Source organism: Methyloceanibacter sp. (assembly GCF_050728395.1).
GTDB lineage: Bacteria > Pseudomonadota > Alphaproteobacteria > Rhizobiales > Methyloligellaceae > Methyloceanibacter.
The window spans coordinates 1-7,654 of record NZ_JBOHJB010000117.1; the positions used below are offsets into that span (position 1 = coordinate 1).

At 63.2% G+C, this 7,654-nt stretch carries 8 protein-coding genes; 5 read left to right on the forward strand and 3 right to left on the reverse strand.

Annotated features, from left to right (window positions below; all coding sequences use genetic code 11):
• Positions 1 to 95 precede the first annotated feature (95 nt).
• Entirely contained in the window at positions 96 to 992 is an 897-nt protein-coding gene (gene rpoH, locus ACREC7_RS14750) for an RNA polymerase sigma factor RpoH (RefSeq protein ID WP_431556448.1), read from the forward strand.
• Between the two features lie 170 nt (positions 993 to 1,162).
• Positions 1,163 to 2,008: an alpha/beta fold hydrolase gene (locus ACREC7_RS14755; protein ID WP_431556449.1), complete on the forward strand. Its 846-nt coding sequence runs from the start codon at positions 1,163 to 1,165 to the stop codon at positions 2,006 to 2,008.
• Here ACREC7_RS14755 and ACREC7_RS14760 read toward each other — a convergent pair.
• Positions 1,920 to 3,782: a monovalent cation:proton antiporter-2 (CPA2) family protein gene (locus tag ACREC7_RS14760; protein ID WP_431556450.1), complete on the reverse strand. Its 1,863-nt coding sequence runs from the start codon at positions 3,780 to 3,782 to the stop codon at positions 1,920 to 1,922. The two genes, ACREC7_RS14755 and ACREC7_RS14760, sit on opposite strands and share 89 nt — an antisense overlap.
• 204 nt (positions 3,783 to 3,986) lie before the next feature.
• On the opposite strand from ACREC7_RS14760, the gene chrA reads away from it, so the two are divergent.
• Positions 3,987 to 5,321, forward strand: coding sequence for a chromate efflux transporter (chrA, locus tag ACREC7_RS14765; protein WP_431556451.1), 1,335 nt, complete (start codon positions 3,987 to 3,989; stop codon positions 5,319 to 5,321).
• Here the strand turns inward: chrA and ACREC7_RS14770 are convergent.
• Together ACREC7_RS14770 and corA are read right to left on the reverse strand one after the other, a co-directional pair.
• Positions 5,318 to 5,632 (reverse strand): hypothetical protein, encoded by a 315-nt coding sequence (locus ACREC7_RS14770; protein ID WP_431556452.1) that lies wholly within the window; start codon positions 5,630 to 5,632, stop codon positions 5,318 to 5,320. The two genes, chrA and ACREC7_RS14770, sit on opposite strands and share 4 nt — an antisense overlap.
• 105 nt (positions 5,633 to 5,737) lie before the next feature.
• A complete protein-coding gene (corA, locus tag ACREC7_RS14775) occupies positions 5,738 to 6,709 on the reverse strand; it encodes a magnesium/cobalt transporter CorA (protein WP_431556453.1) in 972 nt (323 codons plus the stop codon).
• A 338-nt stretch (positions 6,710 to 7,047) separates the two neighbouring features.
• On the opposite strand from corA, the gene ACREC7_RS14780 reads away from it, so the two are divergent.
• Together ACREC7_RS14780 and ACREC7_RS14785 are read left to right on the forward strand one after the other, a co-directional pair.
• Positions 7,048 to 7,293 carry a hypothetical protein gene (locus ACREC7_RS14780; RefSeq protein WP_431556454.1) on the forward strand — a complete coding sequence of 82 codons (246 nt, stop codon included), beginning with the start codon at positions 7,048 to 7,050 and terminating at the stop codon, positions 7,291 to 7,293.
• A 9-nt stretch (positions 7,294 to 7,302) separates the two neighbouring features.
• On the forward strand, positions 7,303 to 7,654 hold a 352-nt coding region (locus ACREC7_RS14785), incomplete at its 3' end, for a hypothetical protein (RefSeq protein WP_431556455.1).

The window sequence follows — 7,654 nt, forward strand, 5'->3', positions numbered from 1 at the left end:
CTTTAATCCTTGAGGCAAACGTTCTATAGAGGGGCGCCGGGGGGCATTAAGGTGAAAAGATGCGGCCGGCGTTGGGCCGCGGGAGACGTGCTCTCATGGCCTCGCAGAGTCTACCGAGTGTCGGCGCGCATGGCGGGCTGACGCGCTACCTTGAAGAGATCCGGCAATTTCCCATGCTGGAGCCTCAGCAGGAATACATGCTCGCCAAGAGCTGGCGCGAGCATGGCGACCGTGATGCGGCCCATCAACTCGTAACCTCCCATCTCAGACTCGTTGCGCGCATTGCCATGGGCTATCGCGGCTATGGGCTGCCCATCGGCGAGGTCGTCTCGGAAGGCAATGTTGGGCTGATGCAGGCGGTGAAGCGCTTCGATCCCGATAAGGGCTTCCGGCTTGCCACCTACGCCATGTGGTGGATCAGGGCCGCGATCCAGGAATATATCCTGCGCTCGTGGAGCCTCGTGAAGATGGGCACCACCGCGGCGCAGAAGAAGCTGTTCTTCAACCTGCGCAAGATCAAGGGGCAGCTCAAGGCCCTCGACGATGGCGATCTGCGCCCAGACCAGGTGAAGCGCATCGCCACCCAGCTCGGCGTCACCGAGGAGGACGTGATCTCCATGAATAGGAGGCTCGCCGGCGACTCATCGCTGAATGCGCCGGTGCGCAATGATAGCGAGAGCGGCGAGTGGATGGACTGGCTGGTCGACGATACCATGGACCAAGAGACCGCCCTTGCCGAGTCGGAAGAGGCTCAGCGGCGGCGCGGCATGCTCAACGATGCGCTGAGGGACCTGAACGAGCGCGAGCGCAGGGTGTTCGAAGCGCGGCGGCTCGCCGAGGATCCCCTGACGCTCGAAGAGCTGTCGGCCGAGTTCGGCGTCTCCCGGGAGCGCATTCGCCAGATCGAGGTGCGCGCCTTCGAAAAGGTGCAGAAAGCGGTGCAGAAGGCTGCCGCCGCCGCCGAAACTCCTGAAGCCGCAGCCGCAAGCTGACGTCAGTCCACCAAAACTCTCGGTCCCCGTCAATCACTCCTCTCCCCTGTGGGGAGAGGTGGGCGTCTGCTGATCCTATCTCTCCATTTTCCGAACGCCGCGAATTCCTTGCTTTCCCTTCACCTCGCTAGAATGGGTTACACCTAAAGGGTCGACTCCAGTGAGGCCCGATGCCCTTGAAGCAGATGACCGTAAACGGCGTCGAGATCGCCTATCTCGACCAGGGCAAAGGGCCTCTCGTTATCATCGCCCATTGCAGCTCGGCCTCGCACAAGGAGTGGCTGCCGCTGATCGAGGCGCTTGCGCCCGAATGGCGCGTGCTCGCGCCCGACTTTATCGGCTATGGGCAGTCGGGCGCTTGGCCTGAAGGCAAGGTGTTCACCGGTCAGGCCGATCTCGCCGTGCTGCTCGAGCTCGCCAACAAGACCGAGAAGCCTGTCCACTTGGTCGGCCACTCCTACGGCGCGGCTTTGGCGCTTGAGGCGGCGCGCGAGCTCGGATCCAAGGTTCAGAGCCTGACCCTGGTCGAGCCGGTCGCCTTTAACCTGCTGCGCGTTGAACGCCGCCCTGAATGGGCCGAGATCGAGCAGCTCGGCGTCGCTGTGCTCTCCGCCGTGTCGAACGGCAACGATCGCGACGCCGCGGCAGTTTTCATGCGCTATTGGCTGGGCCGCTTGCGCTGGTGGCTGTCGCCGGAGACGTTCAAGGCGGCGATCACGGCCACCATCGGCAAAGTGGCCCTCGAATTCATGATCCTCATCGAGGCAGGCGCGCGCTTGAGCGACTATGCGGGCGCCACGGCTCCGACCCTGCTGATCGTCGGCGGCAAGACCCGCGCACCGGCCCGCGCCGTGGTCGACATGCTGAGCGCGACGCTGCCGAACGCCGACATGACGGTGCTCAAGGGCGCCGGCCACATGAGTCCGTTCACCCATCCTTCCGAGGTGAACCGGCTGATCGCCGGCCATCTCGCCGCTCAGCGCCAACAAGCGTTGGCTCCACTTCCGGAAGCTTGAGATCTTCCACGTCTTGGGCGAACAGCTCTTCGAGCTCGACCGCGGCCGTCCTTGCATTGGCGCGGACCTTTTCCAGATCGTTGTAATATTTGTAGTCGTCGTAGAGCCGCTTCTCGTCCTGCCGCTTGAAGGTCGCGAGCAGCCGCTTGACCTCGGGCTCGCTGAAGCCGAGCCCGCGCAGCAGCCTGCGCGTCAATTCGAGCGCCGAGAGGAACGTCTCGCGCTCGATGATGCCGACGCCGAGATCCATCAGCTTGTGCACATGGATACGGTCGCGCGCCCGAGCATAGACCGGCAGGTCGGGAAAGTGCTTGCGCACCATCTCGGCCACCCTCAGCGAGGCATCGACATCGTCGATGGCGAGCACGAAGGCGCGCGCCTTGTCGGCGCCGGCCGCGCGCAGAATGTCGAGCCGCCCGGCATCGCCGTAGTAGATTCTCGAGCCGAAGCGCTTCACGAAATCCACCTGCTCGATGTTGGAGTCGAGCGCCGTGAACGGAATGCGGCGGGCGCGAAGCACGCGGGCCACGATTTGCCCGAAGCGGCCGAAGCCTGCGACGATGACGTGCTGATCGCCTTCCGGCGGCATCTCGTATTCGGGCTTCTCCGGTTCAAGCGCGCGGAAGATCGTCTCGTCGACAAGCAGCAGAAGCGGCGTCGCCGCCATGGACAGGGTCACCGCCAGCACGAGCAGATCGGCCAGGTGCTGGCCGATGACGTGCGCGGCGACGCCGGCCGCGAACAGCACGAAGGCAAACTCGCCGCCTTGACTGATGACGAGCCCGAGCCGCCTCGCCGGTTCGCGCTTCAATCCCCACCAGCGGCCAAGTCCATAAAGGATGGCTGCCTTGACGGCGACGAGGCCGATGACGATAGCGATGAGCTCAAGCGGCTCCGCCACCACCACGCTCAAGTCGATCGACATGCCGATGGCGATGAAGAACACCGCGAGCAGCAGCCCCTCGAACGGCGCGATGTCGGCTTCGATCTGATGGCGATATTCGGAATCGGCGAGCAGCGCTCCGGCGATGAACGAGCCGAGCGCCGCCGACAGGCCCGCAGCTTCCATGACCAGCGCCACGCCGACCACCGTGAGCAGCGCGCTCGCCGTCATCGCCTCACGCACCCCGGTGGCGGCGATGATGCGATAGAGCCTGCTGAGCAGGAAACGTCCGGCCACGATCACGCCGATGATGGTGAAGATGGCGAGCACGCCGGCGCGCAAATCCATGGCCGGTTGGTCGCTGCCGCCGGCCGCGAAAAGCGGCACGAGTGCGATAAGCGGGATGGCGGCAAGGTCCTGGAACAACAGCACCGAGAAGGCGAGCCTGCCGTGCCTGGTATTGATCTCGCCCTTCTCCTCCAGCACCTGCAGCGCGAAGGCCGTTGACGAAAGCGACAGGCCAAGGCCTATGAACAGCGCCTGGCCAAAGTTGAGGCCAAACGCGATGCCGATGGCCGCGAGCACCAGCGACGTGGCCGCGAGCTGGGCGGAGCCCATACCGAAGATCGCCGAGCGCATGGCCCAAAGCCTGATCGGGCGAAGCTCGAGCCCGATCACGAACAGCAGCAGCACCACACCGAATTCGCCGAATTGCAGGATGCTCTCGACGTTGTTCAGCCGATAGAGCGGCCCAAGAATGTAGGGACCGATCACCACACCGGCGGCGAGATAGCCGAGCACGGCGCCCATGCGAAAGAAGCGGCCAAGCGGCGCAGCAATGGCTGCGGCGGCGAGAAACACCGCCACCTGGATCAATTGTGTCGAAACCATCGCCTACCCTCGCGCTTCGGGGTTCCCGCATAGCATGCAAGACCAAGCCGTCACCAGAACGTGGGGTCGAATCGGCTCGCGTTGCCAGCGTGTCTCATTGGCTCTAGGATGCCGCTATCGGGGCCTTCTGCGGCCGCCCCGTGAGGCAGCCTGCCCAAGCGCCGCTCCGTAGGGCTTTGCCCCCAATACACGGAGTGTGCCGCCATGGGATCGAAGACTTCTCCAACGCCGGTCCTGTCCATCCAAACGCCGTCCTTCAAACAAGCTCTCGCCGTCTGGGCGAAGATCGGCGTCTTGTCGTTCGGGGGCCCTGCCGGTCAGATCGCGCTGATGCACCGCGTGCTGGTGGATGAGCGTCGCTGGATCAGTGAGGAGCATTTCCTTCGCGCGCTCAATTTCTGCATGCTGCTGCCTGGCCCCGAAGCCATGCAGCTTGCAACCTATGTCGGCTGGCTGCTGCACGGCACCTTGGGCGGACTTGTCGCAGGGTTGCTCTTCGTGCTCCCCGGCGCATCCGTGGTGCTCGCGCTCAGCATCGCCTATGCGCTCTACGGCCATGTGCCGCTCGTCGAGGCGGCGTTCGTCGGCATCAAAGCCGCCGTGCTCGTCATCGTCATCGAGGCATTGCTCAGGGTTGCGCGGCGCGCTTTGCGGCGTCCTCAGGACTGGATCGTCGCCGCGGCGGCATTCATCGCCATCTTCTTCTTCGCCGTGCCCTTCCCTCTCGTCGTCGCCGCGGCCGCTCTCATTGGCTACGTCCTCGTGGAGAACCGCCCTCAGGCGATTTCGCCCACTGAGACGAGCCCTGTGCGGCTTACCGATAGTTTGCGCACCGCCGGTCTCTGGCTCGCCCTCTGGATCGTTCCCTTAGCGCTACTCGCGCTTGTGTTTGGGCGCGATCACGTCTTCACCGACATCGCCATCTTCTTTTCCAAGCTGGCCGTGGTCACCTTCGGCGGCGCCTATTCGGTCCTCGCCTATATGGCGCAGCAGGCGGTCGAAACTTATGGTTGGCTCAGTGCCGGCGAGATGCTCGATGGCTTGGGCCTCGCCGAGACCACACCAGGCCCTCTGATCCTCGTGGCCGAGTTCGTCGGCTTCCTCGCCGGCTACCGCCACGGCGGAGAACCCAAGCTCGCCTTCGGCTTGGCTGGCGCCGCGATCACACTATGGGCGACCTTCGCGCCCTGCTTCCTGTGGATCTTCGTGGGCGCCCCTTACGTGGAGCGTCTCAGCACGAACCCTCGCCTCGCAAGCGCGCTGAGCGGCGTTACTGCCGCCGTGGTCGGCGTCATTCTGAACTTAAGCCTCTGGTTCGCACTGCACGTTTTCTTCGCCAAGGTCGAGCCAGTTTGGCATGGCCCGTTGCGGCTTTGGCGACCCGACCCCTCGACGCTCGACGTCGCAGCCGTCGTGCTCGCGTGCCTTGCCGCGGTTCTGCTGCTTCGATTGAAGCTCGGCATCGCCGCCACGCTGGCAATTTCCGCGAGTGCTGCAGTTGCTTGGTTTGCGCTGGTTGGAGCGATCAAGCCCGTTTAGCGCGGCACCCAGAGATCGACGAAAGGCGCGCGCACCCAAGTGCCGCGCCGCCCCGAATAGACGCGGGCGAAGGGCGCGGCAACCCAAGTGCCGCGGCGCGTGTCAACCTCGGTGAACGGCGCCCGCACATAGGTGCCGTTGTCGCGATAGTAACGGCGATTGTATTTGCTCGCGACTTGCTGAACGAGACCGGGCCGCGCTTGCGTCCCAGCCTCGCCTGCACCAGGCAGCGCCGATGCCTGCTGCGGCAGCATGGCGGCAGTGACGAGCAGGCCAGCGGCCGCGGCGATACTCAAGGATCGAGTGGTCATGCACCTTTTCTCCTACGCATGTTCGTTCGGCCCCCACCCGTCTTGCCATCTTCCTACAACATCAACGTGGCAGAGGCGAGACGGTTCGTTTCGCGGCGACATTAACTACAGCCAGCCCTTGCGCTTAAAAATGAGATAGGGAAGCACGGCCGAAATCACCATGAGCAGAATGGCGAAGGGATAACCGAAAATCCATTTCAGCTCGGGCATGAATTCGAAATTCATGCCGTAGGCCGAGGCGACCAGCGTCGGCGGTAGGAACACCACCGCGGCGATGGAGAAAATCTTGATGATGTTGTTCTGCTCGATGTTGATCATGCCGAGCGTCGCGTCGAGCAGGAACACGATCTTGTTCGACAGATAGCTCACGTGATCGGCGAGCGACACCACGTCGCGAGCAGCGGTGCGGATGCGCGCCTTCAGCAACCTGTCCTCTTTGCGCTCATTGGCAACCTGGGTGAGAAAGGTGAGCAGACGCCCAAGCGAATGCGCGCTCTCTCGCGCACGCGAGGTGAGCTCGCCTTCGCGGCCGATAGATTTCAACAGCACGTCGAAGCGGCGCTGCCGCGTGGCCGTGCCTCCCTTCATGCCGAAGATGGAATGCGACAGCGTGTCGACCTCTCCTTGGATGCGCTCGATGAAGTCCGCCATGCGATCGACGATGGTCTCGATCAGCCCGATCAGCACCGCCGTGCCGCTGGTGAGGCTTGGATCCGGCTTGCGGCAGCGCGCGGCGAAGATCGAGAAGGCGTGCGGCTCGGCGTAGCGGAGCGTGATGAGCCTATTGCCGGCGAGGATGAAGGTGATCGGCGTGGTAACGGGCTCCACCGTCTCGGTCTGATACAGCACCGTTGCCGTCATGAAATGCGCGCCGTTCTCCTGATAGAGGCGGCTCGAGGCCTCGATCTCGCGCTGCTCTTCGCGAGTCGGCACCTCCAGCTTGAGCGCACGCTCTATCTTCCTTTCCTCTTCCCGCTTGGGACTGAGGAGATCGATCCAGATCGCCTGCTCGGTGATCCGCCGCGGATTCTTGTGCGGCTCGAGTGCACCCGACCGGGCCTCGTAGATGGTGAGCATGACCGGTCTCCTGCGGCGCGAGCGAGAAAGGCCCTAGCGGGCGTCCCCATACCGTTTGGCGCAACACCATAGGGCAGCGCAAGGCCATTGCCACTGGGGCATTCCGGCCGGAATCGCGGCTCGCCCACCGGCCAGACGGGCTCGCTGTTGCCGAAATGCCAGAGTGTGAAATTTCCCTCTCTTTACCACAGGTTGCTTCTATCATACTCTACAACCTTCGGTTGGGGATAGGAGGGGAAACCATGGCAACGCGAACCAGGGCTGCGCCATCGCGCACCAGAAGGGCGCCGTCGCGCGCCAGGAAAGCGCGACCGGGCACAATCAGCGCACAGACGATCATGTCGCTGCTGCGGCATGTGATCGACCCTCAGCACAGACGAACGATCAAGTGGGACGCGCCAGCCTCGAGCTACATCAGGGGCGATGTTCCGCGCTTTTACCGGGATCTCAACGGGTCCCCTGAATTCAGCGGCTATGGGCTCGATCTGGAGCGAGCCGATCTCATGGACGTGAAGACGATCGCCGATATCGGGGGCGCGATCATCAAGCGGTTCAGGAAAAACGAGTGGCAAGTGATCGTTTAGGAGGGGGACATGTACCGGCTCTATCGCACTACCGTCATCCTTTGGTTGTGCATGCTGAATTTTGCTTCGGCGGCAACCATGGATCAGCTGAGAAAAATCGACACCAACAGAAACAATGCTCTCGATGCCGGAGCGGAGTTCCGCGCGTTCCGTAGTCTTGAGAAGCTCGACGGGAGCGTTCCACTGACGCCTTCGCAAGAGGCATATATTGGAGGGCTGCAAGCGGACCTTGCCAGCATGGGGTCGATCCCATTCGCCAACATCGCCAAGGAAGAAGAAAAACAAGCCTCGGCCTGCGAGAGGTTGGAAGGCCTCTATCTCCGCCACGACAAGCTCGACATGTCGATCATTCGCGAGAACA

Coding starts and splice junctions, on each gene's coding strand:
- rpoH (WP_431556448.1), top strand. CDS start 96: ATGGCCTCGCAGAGTCTACCGAGTGTCGGCGCGCATGGCGGGCTGACG.
- ACREC7_RS14755 (WP_431556449.1), top strand. CDS start 1,163: ATGCCCTTGAAGCAGATGACCGTAAACGGCGTCGAGATCGCCTATCTC.
- ACREC7_RS14760 (WP_431556450.1), bottom strand. CDS start 3,782: ATGGTTTCGACACAATTGATCCAGGTGGCGGTGTTTCTCGCCGCCGCA.
- chrA (WP_431556451.1), top strand. CDS start 3,987: ATGGGATCGAAGACTTCTCCAACGCCGGTCCTGTCCATCCAAACGCCG.
- ACREC7_RS14770 (WP_431556452.1), bottom strand. CDS start 5,632: ATGACCACTCGATCCTTGAGTATCGCCGCGGCCGCTGGCCTGCTCGTC.
- corA (WP_431556453.1), bottom strand. CDS start 6,709: ATGCTCACCATCTACGAGGCCCGGTCGGGTGCACTCGAGCCGCACAAG.
- ACREC7_RS14780 (WP_431556454.1), top strand. CDS start 7,048: ATGTCGCTGCTGCGGCATGTGATCGACCCTCAGCACAGACGAACGATC.